General features: G+C 63.2%; 13 protein-coding genes. 7 read left to right on the plus strand and 6 right to left on the minus strand.

The window, feature by feature from the left end:
- Nucleotides 1-3 precede the first annotated feature (3 nt).
- From F2P46_RS32985 to F2P46_RS33005, 4 genes are all read right to left on the minus strand, one after another.
- Nucleotides 4-2,517, minus strand: a complete 2,514-nt coding sequence (locus tag F2P46_RS32985) for an aminotransferase class III-fold pyridoxal phosphate-dependent enzyme (protein WP_166898392.1) — start codon at nt 2,515-2,517, stop codon at nt 4-6.
- Between the two features lie 49 nt (nt 2,518-2,566).
- Nucleotides 2,567-5,008 carry a biosynthesis protein PigD gene (locus F2P46_RS32990; protein ID WP_166898394.1) on the minus strand — a complete coding sequence of 814 codons (2,442 nt, stop codon included), beginning with the start codon at nt 5,006-5,008 and terminating at the stop codon, nt 2,567-2,569.
- A gap of 52 nt (nt 5,009-5,060) precedes the next feature.
- On the minus strand, nt 5,061-9,437 hold the full coding sequence (locus F2P46_RS37185) for an FAD-dependent oxidoreductase (RefSeq protein WP_208296876.1): 4,377 nt from the start codon (nt 9,435-9,437) through the stop codon (nt 5,061-5,063).
- A 128-nt stretch (nt 9,438-9,565) separates the two neighbouring features.
- Nucleotides 9,566-10,714, minus strand: coding sequence for an acyl-CoA dehydrogenase family protein (locus F2P46_RS33005; RefSeq protein ID WP_166898396.1), 1,149 nt, complete (start codon nt 10,712-10,714; stop codon nt 9,566-9,568).
- A gap of 1,044 nt (nt 10,715-11,758) precedes the next feature.
- Between F2P46_RS33005 and tnpB the strand changes: the two genes are divergently transcribed.
- The 3 genes from tnpB to F2P46_RS33020 all read left to right on the plus strand — a co-directional run bounded on the left by tnpB (nt 11,759) and on the right by F2P46_RS33020 (nt 13,603).
- Nucleotides 11,759-12,208: an IS66 family insertion sequence element accessory protein TnpB gene (gene tnpB, locus F2P46_RS33010; RefSeq protein WP_166898398.1), complete on the plus strand. Its 450-nt coding sequence runs from the start codon at nt 11,759-11,761 to the stop codon at nt 12,206-12,208.
- Between the two features lie 433 nt (nt 12,209-12,641).
- Nucleotides 12,642-13,334, plus strand: coding sequence for an alpha/beta fold hydrolase (locus F2P46_RS33015; protein ID WP_166898399.1), 693 nt, complete (start codon nt 12,642-12,644; stop codon nt 13,332-13,334).
- The gene (locus F2P46_RS33020) at nt 13,331-13,603 is read left to right on the plus strand and encodes a hypothetical protein (RefSeq protein ID WP_166898401.1); all 273 of its coding nucleotides are present in this window, start codon (nt 13,331-13,333) and stop codon (nt 13,601-13,603) included. Before F2P46_RS33015 ends, F2P46_RS33020 begins: the two co-directional genes overlap by 4 nt.
- Before the next feature lie 51 nt (nt 13,604-13,654).
- Here the strand turns inward: F2P46_RS33020 and F2P46_RS33025 are convergent, their stop codons facing one another.
- A complete protein-coding gene (locus tag F2P46_RS33025) occupies nt 13,655-14,623 on the minus strand; it encodes an MBL fold metallo-hydrolase (protein WP_166898403.1) in 969 nt (322 codons plus the stop codon).
- 135 nt (nt 14,624-14,758) lie between these two features.
- Here F2P46_RS33025 and F2P46_RS33030 point away from each other — a divergent pair, with 135 nt between their 5' ends.
- Nucleotides 14,759-15,685 carry a LysR family transcriptional regulator gene (locus F2P46_RS33030; RefSeq protein ID WP_166898404.1) on the plus strand — a complete coding sequence of 309 codons (927 nt, stop codon included), beginning with the start codon at nt 14,759-14,761 and terminating at the stop codon, nt 15,683-15,685.
- Nucleotides 15,686-15,794: 109 nt separating this feature from the next.
- The gene (locus F2P46_RS33035) at nt 15,795-17,390 is read left to right on the plus strand and encodes a mucoidy inhibitor MuiA family protein (RefSeq protein ID WP_166898406.1); all 1,596 of its coding nucleotides are present in this window, start codon (nt 15,795-15,797) and stop codon (nt 17,388-17,390) included.
- On the opposite strand, the gene F2P46_RS33040 is transcribed toward F2P46_RS33035, so the two are convergent.
- Nucleotides 17,374-17,982, minus strand: a complete 609-nt coding sequence (locus F2P46_RS33040; RefSeq protein WP_166898408.1) for a DUF1287 domain-containing protein — start codon at nt 17,980-17,982, stop codon at nt 17,374-17,376. The two genes, F2P46_RS33035 and F2P46_RS33040, sit on opposite strands and share 17 nt — an antisense overlap.
- 95 nt (nt 17,983-18,077) lie before the next feature.
- Here F2P46_RS33040 and F2P46_RS33045 point away from each other — a divergent pair, with 95 nt between their 5' ends.
- Entirely contained in the window at nt 18,078-18,500 is a 423-nt protein-coding gene (locus F2P46_RS33045; protein WP_166898410.1) for a PaaI family thioesterase, read from the plus strand.
- 149 nt (nt 18,501-18,649) lie between these two features.
- Nucleotides 18,650-20,950 (plus strand): PAS domain S-box protein, encoded by a 2,301-nt coding sequence (locus tag F2P46_RS33050; protein WP_166898412.1) that lies wholly within the window; start codon nt 18,650-18,652, stop codon nt 20,948-20,950.
- Nucleotides 20,951-21,072 lie beyond the last annotated feature (122 nt).

Raw genomic sequence — 21,072 nt, forward strand, 5'->3', positions numbered from 1 at the left:
CCATTAATTTAAGAAAGTGGACATTTCTTCGCAGACGGTCGCGAACGAACGCACGAAGTGATCGATTTCTTCCCGGCTGATCACCAGCGGCGGCTGGATGCGGATCACGGTCGAACTATTGGCCGTGACGAAGGTGAGGATGCCGTGGTCATTGCTGAGCTTGGTGACGAAGCGCATGCAGAACATCTCGGCCAGCGACTCTTCCATCTTGCTCATCGCAGCGGCCAGGTGCTGCTTCACTTCATCGGGGAAGAAACGGTAGGTCAGGTGCCAGTCGCCCGGCAGGCGCGTGCCGAATTCGCGTGCGCAGGCTTCCACCGCGCCCGCGAAATCGTTGTCGAGCTGGATGCCGAGCATCAGGCCGCGCCCGCGCACTTCGGCGATGAACGGATAGTGTTCGGTGGCTTTTTCCAGCTCCGCCTTGAAGTAGGTGCCGAGTTCGTCCGCGCGTTCGGCCAGACCCTGCTGATGCAGGCCGTCGAGCGCGGCCAGGCCGGCGACTGCGGCGATGTTGCAGCCACCGAAGGTGGATGTGTGCAGCAGGAAACGGCCCATGGTGCCGTAGGCGGCATCCCATACCTGCGCGGTGCTGAGCGTGGCGCCGATCGGGATCAAGCCGCCCGACAGCGATTTCGCCAGCACCATAATGTCCGGTTCAAGTCCTTCCCACTCGCTGGCGAACATGCGGCCGGTGCGTCCCAGCCCGGTCTGGATCTCGTCGACGATCAACAGCGTGCCGGTCTGACGGCAGATCTCCTGCGCCGCCGCCAGGTAACCGGCCGGCGGTACCTGGACGCCACCCTCGCCCTGGATCGGTTCGACAATGTAGGCCGCCACCTCTTCGGATAGTAATTCGCTGCGCAATGCCTCGAGATCGCCGAAAGCGACGCCGACACAGCCCGGCACCAGCGGCCGGAAATGCTTCTTGTGCTTTTCGCGGCCGGTCACCGACAAGGCGCCCAGCGTCTTGCCGTGGTAACTGTTTTCCGCGTACACGAAGCGTGTGCGGCCGGTGGCTGCACGCGCCAGTTTCAGCGCCGCCTCCACCGCTTCGGTGCCGGAGTTGCTGAAGAACACACGCTCGAATTCGCCGGGCGTAATCGCGCACAAGCGCTCGGCCAGCTTTGCGGTCTCCTGCGGCAACGACACGTATTGCACGAAGTTGGGTGTCGAATCGGTCAGGAACTTGCGGATCGCCTCGGTCACGATGCGCGGATTGTGGCCGAGGTTCAGGCAACCGTAACCGGACACCATGTCGAGGAATTGCCGGCCTTCGGTATCGGTCAGCGTGCATTGCTCGGCGCGATCGAACACATGATCGCAGCGCTGCATGCCGAGGAAGTCGGCCAGCATGGGATTGATGTGGCTGCGGTAGCGCTGCAGCGTCTGTGTACGACGCTGTTCGCCGCTATCGGCGGGTGCCGCAGCGGACTCCTGGCGCCGGTGATAACGAGCCAGGCCGCTGATGATTTTCTCATTGATGCGCTCACCCCAGGACGCCAGCGGGAATGCGTAAAAGCCGTGCCGCTCGGCCAGCGCACCGATCTCCAGCACCTTTTCCGGCTCCAAGGTGCGCCCGATGGAAAAGCACTCGGCGCGCCCCTCCAAGGCCAGCACCATGGTCTCGGTCAGGCAGCCGTTGATCTGCTGCTTGATCGCCATGTTCAATGATTCCCCGCCCAGCTTCACCTGCGGCGACGCGGTCATGCAGCCGCCGTCGATCACCAGCGTGTCGGTACGTGGCGGCGTGCTGCGGACCGCATCGCGCGGCAAGGCAATATCGACCACGATCGAACCCGGCAGCAGGCGCGCCTCGTCGATCACGTCGCCGGACGAGGTAGCCGATGCGAAGAGGCGGTTGTTCGCATAGCAGTCGTCGATGCTGTCGCGCAGCGTTACCTGCGCATGCCATTTCGCCGGCAGGTGTTCCAGCAATTCTTCCCGACTGGCGCTGCCGCTGCGGTACAACAGGTCGAGGCGGCAGCCTTGCGCCAGCAGCAGTTTCGCCAGAGACAGGCAGATCGAGCCGGGGTAACCGACAATCGCCACCTGTGCATCCTGCGGGCGCAGTTGCAGCCATTCGAACACCTGCAGCAGGGCCTTGTAAGCGGCATAGGTCGTGAGCGAATTGCCGCTGGTGACCGGCAGGCTGGCGCGCTCGGCGGTGACCAGGCCGCGCTTGCCGATGATGGACGTGAAGCCGCCGAGGCCGACCAGGTGTGCGCCCTGTTTGCCCAGCGTGTCGATGCCTTCGAAGATGCGTTCCTGCACCTCGCGCGCCGACGCCAGCATTTCATCGGCGGTCAGCGGCAGGTAGTGCACGATGCCTTCGCAGGTGGCGCCGGCGGCGGAACGGATCTGGCCGAAGTCGACGAAGGGAACCATGTTTTCGCGGCGCCACAAGTCACGTTGGTAGCCGCTTTGCAGGTCTTTCGATTGACGCTGCAGCAGGTCGAGCATCTTCACGTAACGCTTGAGTCCGACCGAGGTCGGGTGTGCGATGAATCCAAATTTCATTGTTTTTCCTGATGCTGGTTTCATATGGGGATCATTCATTTAGCCGCCGTCACGCGATCAAGGGCACATCGTCCGCCACGGCAGCCGGCTCAATCTGCATCTCGTCGCGCTGCCATCCCGTCGCCGTCGCCAGGCTGATCCCGTCGCCTTCGTTGTTATGCCCAACCACCACCGAGAACAGATTGATGCGCCCCGGCTTCTGCAGCGCCTCGGCCAGCATGTCGGCGTCGAAGCTGTCGAGCGTGCGCGCGCAGACCTCCAGACCGCAGATGTCTTCTTCCCAGTCCGCGGACATCAGGTTCACCAGGCGCATCTGGCGCGAGGTGCGGTTGAACAGGATGCGCTCCTGGTAGGTGCTGATCACCGAGTGGCCGCCATTCATGAAGTAGAAGACGGTGAAGTTCTTGCGCATGCGGTCCGGATAATTGAGCGCGTTCTCGATAAAGCTCGGCAGGATGTCGGGCACGAGGCCCTTGGCGCCGTCGCCGATGAAGGCGACAACGTTGGTGCCGCTGGTGTACGCCACGCTCAGCGTGGCCTGCAGCGCATCACCCATCAGCGCCCGTCCGTACCAACCGGAAAAGCCGCGCCGGGTGCGCGCGACATTGCGGATCGCCGAGATGCCGCAGCGGCCGACGTCGTACAGGCCGGTGTAGTCGTAAGCGCGCTCGACGATCAGCTTTTCCACCAGGTGATTGAGGCGCGCGAAAAAATAGTTCGGGCTCATCGGTGTCGCCGGCAGTTTGCTTGCCACATCCGACGGCGTGTCCGCCACCGACGCCATCAATCGGCAGCGGCGTTCGCGCAAGGCCGGCGACACGTCGAGGTGGCGGTCCACATGGCGCAGGAAGCTACGGTAGTCCATCACCAGCCCGTGGTCGGTAAAGGGCGACATGTGGGCGGCGTTGCGGGTCAGTTGCACGATTCTCAGCTTGCGCGCCAGCCGGCCTTCCGAAAACGGCGTACTGACCTGCCCAAGCTTGCTTTTCATGAAGAACAGGCATTGCTGCGACTGCGGATTGAGCTTGTCCCTGGTATGCAAGTAGTTGTACACGCGCGGACTGTAGCCGTACACTGCCAGCGTGCCGAGGTAATTTGGAATGCGCTTGCCGTCGCGGTACTTCGGCACCGAACCGGGATGGGTGAGGGAGTCGGTCAGCGCGATGCCGGCACGCTCCGCTATCGACAAGGTCAACGCCAGTTCTTCCTCATCCATCGGCCCGCATTGCCACAGCAGCCGTTCCGGCCCTTGGTTGATGATCTGCATCACGTCCTGCAAAACATCCTGCACCGCCTCGTCGGGCGCTGCCGTGCACGCGTTGACCGCAGGTGCAAACAGGGCCGGATCGAGTTCGTCGCCGGCGTCGAGCACTGCCTGCGTCGCCAACAGCACCACCGGCCCCTGCCCTGCGTCGTACAGCGCCACCGCGCGTCGAAGGTCTTCAGCGATATTCTCGGCGTCTTCCATGTACACATAAGGAATGCCGCGCGCCTGCAGCACCGCACGCGTATCCTCGTCGCGGGAAATCGTGCCCTGGAACGCAAACCACTGGCTGGCACGGTTTTCCGCGCAGACGATGAAGCCCTTGGCGCGCGCCTCGCGCAGGTTGGCGAGCGTACCCCGGAATTCGTCGATCATGCCGCTGGTAACGATCACTGCGAACGGCTTCTTGTAGAGCTGCCAGTTGGCCATCGCGCCGCAAGCCAGGCTGTGTTCGCTCGGTCCACGTAGCACCAGCGCGCCAAGCCGGTTCGCTTCCACTTCAAAACAATTGATCAGATTGGACACCAGCGAACCGGTGAAGTAAAAACCGAGCCAGTCACTGCCGGCGCGCCCGGACAGGAAGCCGGTCAGGAAGCTGGCCAGCGTATTCCTGCGCAGGCCGCGCGTGTCGGTCTTGGCGCGGCGATTGACATAACTGAGTTCGAGGAAATCCATCCACAGGCAGAGCAACTCCGTCTGCAGCACCGCCCTGTCGGACGGCAGGATGCATTCGATGTATTCCATCGGCTGGTAGCGGATGCGGTTCTCGTGCGGCGAGGTGAATACCGCCGTCGAAAACGACGAGCACAATGCCGGCACCGCCGCCTCCTGCAGGCGCGCGTGGAAGCTGACAAGCTGCTCGTCGATTTCTTGCGGGCTGATGCCATCGTACAGCGGATCGGCGTAATCGATGAACAGCATGCCAACCTGGAAGCCGCCCTGCGTGGGCGCGGCGGTAATCTTGCCGAACGCCGCCTCCAGACTGTCGGCCTGGATCACCTTGATCGCCAAGCGTTCCTTACGCGCGGCGAGGAAGCGCACCGCCTTGTCGCACGCCTCGCGATATACCGGGTTCGACACCGACTGCGCTGGTGCATAGTCGATGTCGGCATCAATTTCCACGTGCTGGAATACCTCGCCGCGCACATCGTTCAACACACTGAAACCGGTTTCAAAGAACTCGCGGCGGCGCGTGACAACAACCACGCCTATAGCCGTCATATCCATATTTTCGTCCTTTAGTGGAAAATTGAAATCTGCGGAGATAACTACCGGATGTTTATGCGATCGCTCTCTGCTCGACCAGCGCTTCGTCGGTATCTGCAACGCGTTCCTCGATGCGCACCACGCCGCCGTCACCGTCGAGGTAGATCAGGTCGCCGGTGCGTATGCTCTGCGTCGCCTGCTTCGCATTGACGACCGCCGGAATACCGAACTCGCGCGACACGATGGAGCTGTGCGACAAGGCCGAGCCGATGTCTGCGACCACCCCGGCCGCCAGCACGAACAGCGGCGTCCACGATGCATCGGTAAAGCGTGCCACCAGAATTTCGCCCTGGCGGAATTCGCCCGCCTGGCGGTTGAGGTCGGTGATCACGCGGGCGCGCCCCACCGCCACGCCGGGGCTCGCGCCCAGCCCATGCAGCAGGTCGCCCTGCGCCGCGTCCAGCAACACCTGATCGTCGCGCTGCGGCACATGGCCGCCGATCAGCGCCATTGGCGGTTCCTTCAGGCGCTCGTTGAGCAGATGCTGCTGACGGTTGCGCGCAATCAGTTGCGGAGAAAATGCCTGCTGCGCCGTTTTGCGCCCGGCCACGTAATCGCGCAATTCGTTGAAATCGATGTACGGCAGGTCCTGTATGCCAGAGACACCCTCCGCCTCGACGCGGCGCAGCACCTCGACGATGATTTTGCGGTAGAACCAGGTCTCGGCGATGAAGGTCGGACGCGTCGCTTCGCGCCGTTCCGCCATCTTCGCGTAGGCGGCGATCACGAAGCGGAATGTCATCCTTGCCTTGAGCGGCAGTTTGTCCAGCAACTGGCGCGTGTCTTCTTCGCGCGCCTTGCCTATCGTCGCCAGACGCGATTCAAGCTGCACATCGCTGGTCAGGTACAGACGGATGATTTGCAGCAGATAGGTCGGATCGTCGTTCCAGCGCGGAATGCTCAGTTCGAATTCCTGGCGACCACGCGAGCCGAAGTCCGTGAGGAAGGCGCCAAAATCCTCGTTCCAGAAACGGCGGCCCTCTGCATGCTGCTGCAAGGTATCGGCCAACTGCGCCAGCGGCGTCTCCAGGAACAGTGCGCGCAGCACCGGCAAGCGCTCGACGCGCGCTGCCAGTTCGCACACGCCACGCGTCACCTCGATGGTACGCAGGTTGTTCATCGATGCCTTGATGCGGTTCTGCAGCCCTTTTCCTTCGTTCCCCAGCCACTTCTCGCACAGCTCCGCCAGCGCATCGTACAGCGCGAACGATTGCAGGAAGAACGGCATGTAGGCAGCACAGGATTCGAGGAAGTAGCGGTCGATGCGCTGCAGTTCGGCATCGAGCTGCGGCAGGCTCATCTTCTCGAGCTCCAGCTTGCCGAAGCGCTCGGTTTCGCGCTGGCGCAAGGCGATCATCTTGTTCACCGTGCCGCCAGCAGTGGCCATATTCTGCACCTGGCATACCAGCCAGTAGATGCTGCTCTTGAAGAATTGGAACCCGGACACCGGTTCGCCGTAGGGATTTTTGTAGTGCGTGAAGTCGACGTCGGCTGTCGCGTAGCGCCGCGTGAACTTCATCTGCTCGTGCGTGGGAGGGCATTGCGTCAGCAGCCGCGCCGATGCGGAGATGTTCAGGTACACATGACCCTGCAGGTAGCCGACGTAGTACTGCGAACTGCCGATGTCGAGCAAGCCCATGGTCTTTACTGCCGGGCCGTGCACGTGGTGCTGGTAGAAGCGGGTGAAGGACAGTCCGAGCGGCGTCATCAGCCCGGTCAGGATTTCGCCGGTGTCCATGCGCGAAAACATCGTGTTCTCGCGCACCTGCTGATTGGTTTCCTGCTCGTCGCCGTACAGCTTGGCGGCGATGGAAGCAGTCACCGTGATCGGCCGCGCCTGCAGTATCCAGATACTGTCATCCTTCAGCGCCCATTCGATATCGAGTTCGCAGCCGTAATGGCGGCGAATGCGTGCGGCACAGGCCGCCAGTTCGGAGGCCTGCATATCGCTCAGGCTCGGCTGATCAATGAATTGCGGCGGTACCTCCTGCATCGCGACGCCATCCGCGGTGCGCGCGCACATCACCGGCTTCGCCCGGACAAACCGTTCCATCAGCGCATGACTGTCGCTGTCCACCACAAAGGTATCGGTGCTCGCCTGGCCCGACACCACGCCCTCGCCCAATCCCCAGCAAGATTCGATCACCGTGCGTCCGGCATCGCCGCTGATCGGGTCGGCGGTGAACAACACGCCGGCGGCATCGGCAACGATCATCTGCTGGATCACCACCGCGATGCCGCCGTCGGCCCGGTTGCGCCCCTGGTAGGCATGCGCGCGTTCGTTCCACAGCGACGCCCAGCAACGCTTGACGCAATCGAGCAGCGCGGTCTCGCCCTCCACGTGCAGGAAGGTGTCGTACTGGCCTGCAAATGATTGCGCATCGCCGTCTTCATTGACGGCGGAGGATCGCACCGCGACCGGGCCGCTACCGAGTTCGCGATAGGCAGCGACGATCGCATCCTGCAGCGCGGGCGGCAACGGCGCTTGCGCAATGCGTGCGCGGATGTCGGCGCAGGTGTCGCGCTCGACCTTGTCCATGCCGTCGATCCAGGCCGCCAATCCGGATGCCTGCAAAAAGGCATGACAGGCATCGACCGTCACGCAATAGGCGCGTGGCACCGGGAAGCCGGCCCCGATCAAGGTATTGAGCGAGTTAGCCTTGCCGCCGAAACGCTGCACGCCGGTCGCAGGGTTGCCGGCAATTTCCATCACATGCAGGCCGGAACCCTGTGCTTGCACCACCGTCGTATCGGCCGCCGTGCGCTGCAGGTATGCCTGCGCCTGTTGCGCCGCATCGCACCCTGCGCTCACTGCGCTCTCCAGGTTGCCGATGCCGACGCTGTCCTGGTTCGCAAAGGAAACCCCGCCCACCGGCTGCGACGCCCGCACAAACAAGTCGGCTTTCATTTGCCCGAGCGTAGCGACCACCAAGGCACGCGGCCAACGCCAGATCCGGATATCTTCCACCTCGTCAGTGGATAGTCCCTTCGCCTGCAGCATTTCCGACACTTCTTGCAAGGTCGCCTGCTGCAGCTGCGCAAAATCTGTCTTGCCGAGTTTGCCCTGGTTGAGCAGTTCCGCCACCGGCTTGAGCAAGGTCAGCACACCGGCTTTCTTACCGGTGTCGCGGTCCAGCCAGTTGGCGACCACGCACACGCGGCTGCGGCACCAGGCCAGCGGCGCAGCGGCGGCGGTATCTCCTTCGATCACATAGCCGCCGAAGTATTCAGTCCAGGCAGCGTTGCGCAGGTAGACGTTCGCGATGCAGTAGTCGCGGTGCTGGATCTGACGTATCGCATGCTGCTGCTGCGCCGGCAAACCGGAGACCGCATCGAGTGCTGCATGCTTGGGCGCGGCCCACACCACCGCGCCGGCGCTGACCTCGCGCTGCACGCCGCCACGGTCAAAGGTGATGCGGTAACGTTCGCCATCACGCGCAACCGACTGCACGCGCGCACCGATTTCAATACGGCAGTTGCCACGCTCGCGCAACGCCGCCTGCAGACGTTCGCTGAGATAACCGTTCCCGCCGGGGAAGGTCACCAGCGTGCCATACAAGTAGCCGACCAGGAAGTGCAGCCCGACATAGGCGGACACATCCGCCGCCGACAGACATTCCACTTTCAGGGTCGTCTCGACCGCATCGCGCACCAGCGGGCCGAACTTCGCATCCGGCACCAGCGCCGCTGGCAGCCGCGCACGCGCTTTCTCATCGAACAATAGTTCGGCCAGCGACATCGAGTCGAACTGTTCCATCTCCTCGCGCGTCCAGCCGCATCCGGCTTGCCACGGTACCGCCGGATACTTGCCGCCATCCTTGCGGAAGCGCTGCAGGTAGGCATATAGCTCCGCAAACACCGGATCGCCCAGCTTCTTCGGCGCCGCGATGAATTTCTTGCCGCGCAATGCGGCGCCGAGCAAGTTGCATGTCAGTCCATACATCGCCGGGTTCAGCAACTCCTTCGGCTGCTTCAGCAGCCCCAGCGTGACCTCCCCCAGACCGCGCAGCAGATGGCGTGTGTTGAACAGGACGAATTGACTGTCGCCGGTGGAGCGCCATGCATTGGACAAGCCGAGCCCGCTCAGCAATTGCGCCGTGTCCGAACCGGGCACCGGCTCCTGGAAGCAGCTGCCTGCTGTGGCGAAGCGTAGTTCACCGCGCTGCCCGCTGCGCGCCGCGCCGCCCACCGTGCTCTCCCGCTCCAGCACCAGCACGCGATGGCCAGCAAGCTTCCAGGCTGCCACGAGGCCGGACAGCCCGCCGCCGACCACCACCACGTCGCAAGCGCCGACCGCTTCGCCTTCCCGTACACCGCGATCGTCCGCAACGGGAATGGCCGCTGCACCTTCTTCATAATCCTTGCTGGGGAAGCTTTTCTGCGTTGCCATTTTCTGTCTCTACCTTTTCCTGGGTTGAACAGCTGCCTTCAAAAAGCCCGCTTTACCGGACCGTTGGCTTGCAACTAGCCACGGACAAGCGATGTGTCCGGCGCGTAGGCGAAACCGAATGAGTCGGGCTAACGCAGCCCCATGTGCCGTGCGATGAACTCGCGCTGTATTTCATTGGTGCCGGAGAAGATGCGCGCCGGCAGAGCATCGAGCAGCAAGCGGTCGATGCCGGTCTCGCTGCAGACACCGGCGCCACCAAAGATCTGTATCGCGTCCAGCCCGCATTGCACCGCGCACTCGGACACCCACAGCTTGCTTTGTGCGATCGCCTCTTCATGCGGCAGGTCCTGGTCGTAGAGCCAGCCGGCGCGGTACAGCAGCAGGCGCGATGTTTCCAGGCGCAGCTTGAAGTCGACCAGCCGGTCCGACACCGCCTGGTTGTGTCCTATCGGACGCCCGAACTGCTGACGTTCGCGCGCATGCGTAACGCATTGCGCAAGCACGCGCTCCATCGCGCCGACATAGGCGGCAAACAGGCAGCCGCGCTCCCAGATCATGGAGTCCTGGAAGATGGTCGCGCCCGCGCCTTCCTCGCCCACGCGCGCCCATACGGGTACTCTGCAGTCGTCCAGATGGACGCTGCCCCAGGGCGAGGTGCACAGGCCCGACTTGCGCTCACCGGTCGTCACAGTGAGGCCAGGCGTTGCGCGCGGGATCAAAAAGGCGCTGATGCCGAAATAGGATTGGTGCGCATCGGTCTTCGCATACAGCAGGAAGACATCGGCCACCGGCGCATTGGTGACGAAACATTTTTCGCCGTTGAGGATGTAGTGCTCGCCGTCGCGCCGCGCGCTGCTGCGCATGGCGAATGCGTCGGAACCGGAGCCGGGCTCGGTGATCGCATTGGCGGCAATCAGGCTGCCTTTCGCCATGCCAGACAGGTAGCGCTCGTGCAGCTCGCGCGAACCATGGCGCCACAGCGGCACAGCGCAAGCGAACATGTGTGCACACAAGGAGAACACCAGCCCCATGTCGACGCAACCCTGGCCGAGCGCCTCCACCGCGAGCATGGTATCGAGCGCACCAAAGCCGGAACCGCCCCACTCTTGAGGCAACGGCAAACCGGCCAGGCCGATCTCTGACGCCTGCGTCCACTTGTTGCGGTCGAAATGGGAAGACGCGATGCGTTCGCTGGCCGAGGCGGACAACACGTCGCGGGCAAAACGATGGATGTGTGAAACGGCTTCTTGCTGCTCGCTGCTGAGACGAAAATCCATGCATCTGCCCTATATTTGGTGCAGCGGAAATAGCGGCTGCACATGTTTTTACTGGAAGCTCGCTTGGCAATGCATCATCACGCCTGCACGATCCGTACCGCTACAATTGCACTGTGCTACTGCCTAACAGCATGTTCGAGATCTTTAAACCTAGAGCCGCTCAATTTCGAAGCGCTTCCATGTGGAGATCCGCATGAGCATTGACTTTCGCTGCTTCGATACCGTTCACCAGTTGGGTGAGAGCGCTACAGGGTCGATTGCACACTTTTTCGGTTCCCTGGCTGCGTTGTTCGTCGTAGCAGAACGGGCCACACAAACGAGGCGCAACGCCGTAGCGCACCCATCAGGTTAAATTCCCCCCTTACGATGATTCCGGTGCCGTGCTTCAGTTAAATTAAACAAAAAATACGTCTGTTGCAGAATGTCCAACATTAATCATGTTAAATTCAAATGTCTAGTCACGCTGCATATTTCAAGTCGATTCCAAGATTTTTCGGCCTACCTGGGGGGGGCTGCTGGCTAAGCGGGCTAAGCGTTCAAAGCCCAGCGGGCGGGGAAATTTGGTCGCAATTTACCGGTTCAAAATGTCGGTTTATATATCGGAACAGGACGGTTGACGCGTTTCAGTACGCAATCCAATTCTGGCGCAATCATGTGGGTGCGCCATGCTGATCTGCGTAAGCATCCAGCCCGCCCACCTTTCTTCCGTTCCATAAATTGCCCACACTGTGATCTTCAACTTGGAGATAGAGATGGCAAATTTGGAACGCGAATCAATGTGGGAGGAGCGGGTTGCGCAATGGCGCAAGAGTGGCCAGTCCCAACGCGCCTTTGCAAAGAGCAGGGCGACCCGCAGCGGCAGCTTAATTATTGGGCGCGCCGCCTGGCTGCGCCTGTCGTGCCGCCGGCGCTGCTGCCAGTGTCGATTGCAGCATCCATTCATGCGGCACCGGCATTGAGCCTGCGTAGTCCCAGCGGCTGGATGGTCACATTGCCGCCGGCCTTGCCTGCCAGTTGGGTGGCGGCACTGCTGCGCGAACTGGCATGAAGCCGCAGGTCGAATTGGTTCGGCTGGCCACCCGGCCCGTCGATATGCGCATCGGTGTCGACGGACTGTCCCTGCTGGTGCAGCAGGTGCTCGGTTGCCCGCCTTGCGACGGCACGGCCTACGTGTTCAGCAACCGGCGCCGTACGCGCCTCAAATTGGTGTGCTGGGACGGAAATGGCGTATGGCTGTGCCTGCGCCGCTTGCATCGCGGCCAGTTCGTATGGCCGCAGGCCGACGACGCCACCTGGCAAATGAGCGACGAGCAATGGCAATGGCTGATCGCGGGCGTGGCAAGTCGTACGCTGATCCCACGCGGTCGGAGACACTGTGCATGTCGGGAAGTCATTTATCTCGGCTTTTCGCAAACGCCTCTGCGCCATTCGTTGGCACAAACTGGGGAGTATCCGACCTTGCCGCTGTGCTGTCCTTCCCATCGCACAGGGTAGACGTCGTCCCTGCCGTGAAAGAGCTTTCGGAAGAGTTTGACCTTTGCGCCTGGAGGCAGTGCATTGGCCTTCGACGGTGAGCCCGCGTAGTGGGCCGCTTGCTCGGAAGCTTGCTGTGGCAGAGCAATGCCGTGCGCAGAGAGCAGCGCTTTCAGCACCGCATTCTCAGCACGTAATTGTAAAACTTCCGCTTCGACTTTTGACATACGACAGATGGTATGCGACCATGAAACTGAAAGTCCTTCCCCTTCAATGATGACACGGAGGTGAATACTTCAGCGCGAAATTGCTCGCCAAGAATTGGCTCAATAAGTTCTGATTCTTGTCTCACTAACTTCTGGTCGAACATACGGCAAAACGTGCAAACTGTCTCGTTATCTTCTAACTGTCCACAGTGGCGATCAGCGCGTAAGTTTTGCCGGTGGTGACCGTGGTGCTGCTTCCGGGAATGGACGGAAGCGGCGACCTGTTCGCCGGTTTCATTGCCGCGCTTGGGGCCGAGGTCGACACCATCGTCGTCTCCTACCCTTGCGCGCCGGCGCTCGCTTACGTCGGCCTGACCGACTATGCGCGGGCGCAGTTGCCGCTTGATCGTCCGTTCGTGCTGATCGGCGAGTCCTTCTCCGGGCCGGTCGCCATCGCTCTGGCTGCGTCAAAGCCACCCGGAATGATCGGGCTGGTGCTGTGCTGCACCTTTGCGCGCAATCCGCGCCCGCTGCTGGCGCCACTCAAACCACTGGTTGGCGTGCTGCCCATGTGGTCTTCCCTTACACCCCTGATCGCCCCTTTCCTGCTCGGCTTCGGTGCGCCGGTGGCCTTGCGCAAAGCCCTGCGCGGCGCGCTCGACAAGGTGCCGCCCGCGCGCCTGCGCCTGCGCTTGAAGGAAGTGATGGTGGTTGATTACACCGGGCGCGCACAGGCCATCAGCGTGCCCGTGCTGTACCTGCAAGCGACGCGCGACTGGATCGTGCCGGCGTCGGCCGCACGCCTGCTCGCTTCGCTGTGCGCGGACTGGCGCCTGGTGGCGCTGCCGGGGCCGCATCTGCTGCTGCAGAGCGTACCGGAGCAAGCGGCAAGCGCTATCAATACATTTGCGGCCAGACTGGCTGCGGAAAGAACACAATGAAAGACCGGCACGGCAACGAGGTTGCGATTGGCGATATGGTGCGCGTACTGGAAATCGACCAGGGGCTGCCCGATTGGCTTCCCGCCGACGAGTTGCCGCATACGCTGGCGATGCTCAACAACGAATATCCTATTGAGGACTTTCCTGAGAAAGGCAAAATCAGCGTCACCAGCTGGTGGGAAGAGGGGCCGGGGAAATCGGCGTGCAGCGGCCTGTACCTTCTTGCGCACGAATTCGCGCTCGTGAAAACAGCCGGACGCACCGGCTGATTGTGCAACAGCTGATGCGCCCGGTGATCCACCCGGGGCGCATGGGCGTTCTTAGCGCACCTGGGTGTAATTCACCGGCACCCACTGATACGATTTTCCGGCGCTGCGCACGTGCCCGATGCCCGGGAACTGCAGGTGCGATGCGCCTACCCAGGTGCCGTCCTTGGCGGCGGCGCTGAACGCTTTCAGGCGCTGTGCCAGCGCGGCTTTTTCATCCGAATCGAACGCAATCGTCACCGTCGGCTCGTTGAACTGCACCGCGCCCACGTGGATCAGGTCGCCCACCAACAGGAGCTTCTGGCCGCCGCTTTCCACCACGTAGCTGGTATGCCCGGCCGTATGACCATAGGTCGCCGTCGATTTCACGCCCGGCACCAGTTGCGTATCGCCTTCGAACGGCTGGAAGCGCTTGGCGTCGATGTAGGGCTTGAGCGAAGCCAGCGCGCCCTGGAAGAAACCCTTGGCGTCGGCCGGCGCTTTTTCCATGTTGGCCTGGCTCAGCCAGAAGTCCGCATCGCGCTTGTCGGCCCGCACCACGGCATTGGCGAAGGTCGCCGCGCCGTCTTTCGCGATGCCGCCCACGTGGTCGGGATGCAAGTGGGTGATGTAGATTTCATCGACCTGCTCCGGCTGGTAGCCGGAAGCCTTCAGGTTCGCCACCAGCTTGCCCAGGTTGGGGCCGAACAGGCCGCCCGCGCCGCTGTCGACCAGCACCAGCTTGCTGCCGGTATTGATCAGGTACGCGTTGAACGAGGTTTCGAGCGGGCTGGCCAGGAAGGACCTGGCCAGCGCCTTGTCGACTTTCGCCGGGGTGGTCTTGAGCAGTTTGTTGACCGGCAGTTCGGTGGTGCCGTCGGACAGCGCGGTCACTTCGAACTCGCCCAGCATCATGCGGAAGTAGCCGGGGGCCGACACCTTGGCCATCGGCGCGGCGGCGTGGACGGTGCTGGCGGTGAAGGCGGCGACGCCAAGGGCGGCCGCCAGGATCAGGGTGCGCGGGGTGCGGAAGAATTCAGTCATGGCGTCTTTCGTTCAGAGTGATGGGCAAATGCTAAGTTGCAGCAACAGCAGTATGCAGCGTTGCGCCGTGCGGAACAATATGGCAATGTGCAAACTATCTTTGCGTTGTGCGCAAACCTCACCGGAGCCGTTCCCATGTTCGATGCCCTGCATTGTTTTCTCGCCGTCGTCGACAGCGGCAACCTGTCGCGCGCCGCCAAAACCTTGCAGTTGGCGGTGTCGTCGGTGTCGCGCCGGATCGACTGGCTCGAAGCCGAAGTCGGCGCCAGGTTGTTCGTGCGCGGTTCGCGCCTGGTGCTGCTGACCGACGCCGGCGAGCGTTTCGTGCCGCGCGCGCGCCACCTGATAGCCGAGCTGGCCGAAGCCAAGGCGGCCGTCACGGCGGTCGATCCGGAGCCGCGCGGCGTGCTCACGGTGACCGCTCCGCGCGCGTTCGGGCGGCGCCATATCGCCCCGATCCTGGGCGAGTTCCTGCACCGCTATCCGCTCATGGAACTGGAGTTGCAGCTCAACGACGACGTGGTCGACCTGTCGGCCCAGCGCGTCGATGTGGCGATCCGCCTCGGCCCGTTGCCCGACAGCGACCTGCTGGCCACCTGGCTGGCGCCGCGCCGGCGCATCGCCTGCGCCAGCCCGGCTTACCTGGCGCGGCGCGGCACCCCGGCCACCCCGCTCGACCTGCTCGGGCACAACTGCATGAGTTACGTCAGCCGCAGCGCGCTGGCTTGCTGGTGGACTTTCGAGGGCGTCAACCGCAACAAGCCCTTGCCGGTGGGCGGCACCCTGCGCAGCGACGATGTCGATTTCATGCTGGACGCGGCCGTCGGCGGAGCCGGTGTGGCGCACCTGCCGAGCTGGCTGGCGAGCGAGGCACTGGTCGCCGGGCAACTGGTGCCCTTGTTCGGACCGGCCAGCCAGGGTTCGTCGGTCGTCACCGACGGCATCCACGCGGTGCGCTTGCCGGGGCGTTCGCACCCGGTCAAGGCGCAGCTGTTCATCGCTTACCTGCGCGACCATGTGGGCCAGCCGCCCTACTGGGAAAGCGCGCTGGCAGGCTTGTGACCATGGGCGGGACGTTTTTTCGTATCCGTTCAACCCCGGTTTAACCCCGTTTTGCGCCAGCGCGCGTTTCACTCATCAATCCATCCTCGTCCGAACCCGAAAGCACACCATGCGCCCAACTTTGTTTACCGTCCTGGCCCTGTCGAGTCCCCTGTGCCTGGCCAGCACCAATGCCCCGGTCACGGCCGTCACCTTGTATCCCGGCAGCGCCACCGTGGTGCGCACCGCCCAGGTCGCCGCTGGCGCCACCGAGGTCGTCATCGACGGCTTGCCGGCCAACTTCAAGCTCGAATCGGTACGGGTGCAAGCGGCGCCCGGCATCCGCGTGGCCGACGTGGTCTCGCGCGACAAGGCCGGCAGCGAAGCGGTCAACCCGCTTGAAGCGAAGCTGGCCGGCGAGATCGAGCGCCTCAAGGACCAGAAGGCCGTGCTCGAAGCCGAGGCCAAGTCGGCCGCCATCGTCAAGGGCTATCTGGAACGCTACAACGGCGGCGCCGCCGACGGCGCCAGGGCGCAAGGGCCGGACAACGGCAAGGCGCTGGCCGGCGTGCTCGACACCCTGGGGCGTGGCGCCAGCGAGGCCCTGATCAAGATCCAGAAGCTGGCCGTGCAGCAGCGCGAGCTCGACAAGAAAATCGCGGCGCTCGAAAGCGACCTGGCCGGCCTCGATTCGCATGAAAAGGAGGTGCGCAGCATGGTGGTGCGCCTGGCGGCGGCCAGGGCCGGGACCCTGACCATCAGCTACCAGCGCGACAATGCCGGCTGGAAACCTGGCTACCGCGCCAGTCTCGAATCGGCCGCATCCAGGGTCGACCTGGAGCGCCTGGCCACGATTTCGCAGAGCACCGGGGAAGACTGGAGCAACGTCAAGCTGACCCTCTCGACCAGCCAGCCGCGCCTGTCGCCCAGCGGACGCGAACCGCAGCCGTGGCTGCTGGGCTACCATCCGCCGCAGCCACCCCAGCAGATGCAAGCCTACGCCGCGGCCCCGGCCCCGGTCATGTCGATGGAACGCAAGCAAAAAGTGGAGATCACCGGCAGCGCGATCAAGCGCGCGAACGACTACGATATCGCCGAACTGCAGGGCGTTTTCGCCACCGAGTTCGAGGTGCCGGGCCGGGTCAACCTGGCCTCGGACGGGCGCGCCACCTCGGTCACGCTGTCGACCCTGGCGCTGCCGGTCACCCAGCACCTGCGCGTGACGCCGCGCCTGGAAAAATTTGCCATCGTCATGGCCGAAGCGGCCCGTCCGGAGGGTGTGTGGCCGACAGGCAACATGCAGTTGTTCCGCGACGGCGGCTACATCGGCGCCACCCAGTGGAATCTGCAAGAGGGCGAAAAGGCGCTGTTCTCGTTCGGGCGCGACGACCGGGTCTTGGTGTCGCTCGCTCCGGTGGCCGGCAAGACCGGCAGCAAGGGCATCTTCGGCGGGCGCGCTAGCAGCGTGCGCGCCGACGTGTTCACCCTGGTCAATCGCCACACCACGCCGGTCGAGCTGCTGGTGTTCGATTCCTCCCCGGTCAGCACGTCCGAGGAGGTCAAGGTCGAGGCAGTGTTCGATCCGAAACCGTTCACCGACACCTGGGAACAGCGCCGCGGTGTCGTGGCCTGGAAAAAGACCCTGGCGGCCGGCGCGAGCGCCACATTCCAGGTCGAGTACAAGATCGACTATCCGAAGGAAGGCTCGGTCAGCGGCTTGCGCTGACGGCGGCTTTGGCGGCCGGATTCCAGCGGTAGTGCCCGGTCAGCGGATAGGCGAACAGGCTGTCTTCGATCTGGGTGCCGCGCCCGATGTTGTGGATCACCAGCGGCACCCCGGCCGCGCTGCGCTGGCCGGAGACGATGCCGATATGCGGCAGGTTACCCGGCAGCATCCAGGTGACGACGTCGCCCGCCTGGTAGGCGGCGCCCTCGCGCGCTGGTGTCATCGACTTGCCGTGGCGCGTGAAAAAGGTGGCCAGGTTGGGCACGCGGCGATGGTCGATATTCGGATCGGGGCGCTTGAGTTGCCACAATTTCGGATACGCATTCCAGGCCGTCTTCATGTCGCGATGGACCAGTTCCTGCAAGTCCACCCCCACCTTGCGATAAGCGCGCACCACCACGTCGGTGCACACGCCGCGCTCGGCCGGCACGTCGCCGCCGGGGAAGGCCAGGCGCTCGTAGCGCGGGTCGTATTTGGTGGTCACGCCGATCTGGGAGCGCGCCGCCTCCACCAGGCGGGCCGGCGCGGCGTCCTGGGCCAGGGCGCCGGGGGCGCACGCCCACGCGGACAGCAGCACGGGCAAGTACAGCATTCTTAAAGCAAGTTTTTTCAAGATCGGACCTCTGTTAACCGGGCTGGGAATAAAAACGTACAATCGTGCTTATTTTAGACACGAACGGAAACGCCATGAGCACGCACCAGTTTACCCCTGAATCGATGAACAGTTTCGGCGCCGGCACGCTTCCCGCTTACATGGGCGTGGAAATTACCCGTGTCGGCGGCGGCGAAGTCGCCGCGCGCCTTGACATCAAGCCGCACTTGCTCGCGCCCAACGGTTTTCTGCACGCCGGCACCGTCATCACCCTGGCCGACACCGCCGCCGGCTACGCCTGCGTGGCCAACCTGCCGGAAGGGGCGAACAGCTTCACCACCATCGAGCTCAAGTCGAACCACCTGGGCACCGCGCGCGACGGCGCGATCGCCTGCGTGGCCAAGGCCGCCCACCTCGGCAAAACCACCCAGGTGTGGGACGTGGTGGTCACCAATGAAGCGAACGGCAAGACCATCGCCCTGTTCCGCTGCACCCAGATGATCTTGTATCCCAAATAAGCGCTGGCGCGCTGGTCCCCGATTGTCGATTCAACGTTATACATCGGGTAACTTCCGTTTGACAATTGTATGGAAAGGCGCATCATGGCCGGACGCCTGGCGCCGCTCCAACTCGTTGCGGCGCCACTCCACCAGCCAGAGAGCGCCGGATGCCCATCGACTTCGATCAGCTCATACTTACCGAAGCCCCTGGCGGGGTGATTGTCACCACGCCGGGTCACACCGTGTTGCGCTGGACTAAAGGCGCCGAGCGCATCTTCGGCTACAGCAGCGACGAAGCAGTGGGGCGCGACCTGCGCGAGCTGATCGCACTGCCCGGCAAGCAGGAGCGCGAGCTGGATCTGGAAGCGGATCGCCAGATCATGGCGCGCGGTGCGTTCGACTATGAAACCTTGCGGCGCCGTAAGGATGGCGCGTTGATCTACGTCGACTCGAACAACAAGGCCATCTACGACGAGCACGGCAAGATTGCCTACATCGTCTCGAGCAAGCGTGACATGACGCAGTCGAAAGCCGCGCGCGACACCCTGCTGATCGAAGCGAAGTTCCGCGACCTGCTCGAATCGACACCGGACAGCATCATCATGGCCAACCCGACCGGCACCATCGTGCTGGCCAATGCCCAGGCCGAGCGCATGTTCGGCTATGCCCCCGGCGAACTGAACGGCAAGCTGATCGAGGTACTGCTGCCAGCCCGCTTCCAGCACGGCCATGTGGGGCACCGTTCGCACTACTTCGAACAGTCGCGCACGCGCACCATGGGCGCCGGGCTGGAGCTGTACGGCGTGCGCAAGGACGAGGTCGAATTCCCGGTCGAAATCAGCCTCTCGCCGATCAGCACCGACGCCGGCGCGTTTGTGATCAGCGCGATCCGCGATGTCAGCGAACGCAAAAAGGCCGAGCAGAAATTCCGCGGCTTGCTCGAATCGGCGCCGGACGCGATGGTGATCGTCAACCGCGATGGCGAAATCGTGCTGGTCAATTCGCAGACCGAAAAATTGTTCGGCTATCCGCGCAGCGAACTGCTTGGAAGAAAAGTCGAGATCCTGATTCCGCAGCGCTTCGCCGAGCAGCATCCGCATTTCCGCACCAGCTTTTCGGCCGCGCCGCGCCCGCGATCGATGGGTGCCGGGCTCGAACTGTACGGTTTGCGGCGCGACGGCACCGAGTTTCCGGTCGAAATCAGCCTCTCGCCGCTGGAAACCGAAGATGGCATGCTGGTGTCGTCGGCGATTCGCGACATTACCGACCGCAAGCGCATCGAGCGCGCCCTCAACGACAAGAAGGTCGAGCTCGAACGCGCCAACCAGGCCAAGGATCTTTTTCTGACCAGCATGTCGCACGAGCTGCGCACGCCGCTCAACGCCATTCTCGGCTTCACCCAGTTGCTGGCCAACGAGTCCTTGCCCTCGACCACCGTGCAAAAGCGCAGCTTCGTGCGCAATATCCTGACGGCCGGCGAACACTTGCTGACCTTGATTAACGAAATCCTCGACCTGGCCAAGATCGAATCGGGCACCCTGAGCGTGTCGCTCGAAGCGGTGCTGCTCTCCGGCGTGCTCGACGAAGTGCAATCGATGGTCGGCGACAGCGCGGCCCGGCGCGGCATCCGCATGGTGTTTCCGAAGCCGGAGCCGCTGAAGGTGGTGGCCGATCACACGCGCCTCAAGCAGATCATGCTGAACCTGTTGTCGAACGCCATCAAGTACAACCGCGAGCAGGGCGTGGTGGTGGTCAACGCCAACCTGATCGGCCCGGCGCGGGTGCGCATTTCGGTGCAGGATACCGGCAAGGGTTTGCGTCCCGACCAACTCAGTTCGCTATTCCAGCCGTTCAACCGGCTCGGCCAGGAAGGCGGCAACGAAGAAGGCACCGGCATCGGGCTGGTGGTGACCAAGCGCCTGGTCGAACTGATGGGCGGCGCCATGGGCGTGTCGAGCACGGCCGGCATCGGCAGCGTATTCTGGATCGAACTCGACCTGAGCGGCAGTGACCACCTGGCCGAGGGCGCGCCCGCCGCGTCCGCGCCGCGCGCCATGCCGGCCGCGCCCGCGGGCGATCCGTCGGTGGCGACCTTGCTGTACGTCGAAGACAATCCGGCCAACCTGAGGCTGGTCGAAGAAATCGTCGGCTTCCGCTGCGACCTGGCGCTGGTTTCCGCGCCCAGCGCCGAGCTTGGCATTGCACTGGCGCAGAGTTATCTGCCGAACGTGATCCTGATGGATATCAACCTGCCCGGCATGGACGGTCACGAAGCGCAGCGCCTGCTGCGCGACGACCCGCGCACGGCGCATATTCCGGTCATTGCGCTGAGTGCGAATGCGATGGAGCGCGACGTCAAGCGCAGCATGGCCGCCGGCTTTTTTGCCTACCTGACCAAGCCGATCGATATCGACGCCTTCACGGCGGCGGTGGACCGGGCGCTGGCGCCTGCGGCCGCGCCCGACTAGTCTTACTGTGTCACAAAGTAAGTTTAATCTGAAAGCAGCAAGGGCAACGCTGTAGTTGAGTTGCGATTGCACTGGCGATGAGCGCGCGTAGCGTTGTAATGGAGTCAGGGACATGACGTTGC

The sequence above is a fragment of the Massilia sp. CCM 8734 genome, from assembly GCF_011682155.1.
Taxonomy (GTDB): domain Bacteria; phylum Pseudomonadota; class Gammaproteobacteria; order Burkholderiales; family Burkholderiaceae_D; genus Telluria_A; species Telluria_A rubra.